The organism is Hyphomonas oceanitis SCH89, from assembly GCF_000685295.1.
Taxonomy (GTDB): domain Bacteria; phylum Pseudomonadota; class Alphaproteobacteria; order Caulobacterales; family Hyphomonadaceae; genus Hyphomonas; species Hyphomonas oceanitis.
The window spans coordinates 1-274 of sequence record NZ_ARYL01000182.1 but is presented as its reverse complement, the minus strand read 5'-3'; the positions used below and the strand labels follow the sequence as shown (position 1 = coordinate 274).

The window sequence follows — 274 nt, the reverse complement described above, 5'->3', positions numbered from 1 at the left end:
TCCATCAGGCCAATGGCGCCGAGATAACGATCGCCCTGCCTGACAATCATGGTTGTGCGGCCTTGCGCGGCCATTTCTGTGACGCGAGAAGCCAAGTCAGATGGTACCGGCGGTCCATCAATTTCATCAAACAAAGCGGACTTTCCGATATGAACGGTCTTGCCCTCAAACTTTGCTGAAACGCCACGTCCGGTGACACTGGAGAAATCTGTCGCCGCGCTGAAGACGGTGTTCAGGCGTGTCCTGGCATCGCGCACAACGGCCTGGGCGAGGG

The 274-nt window shown here is 57.7% G+C and carries 1 pseudogene; it reads right to left on the bottom strand.

What is annotated here, in order from left to right:
• Positions 1–274: pseudogene (locus tag HOC_RS22510) on the bottom strand (heavy metal translocating P-type ATPase); the annotation flags it as partial.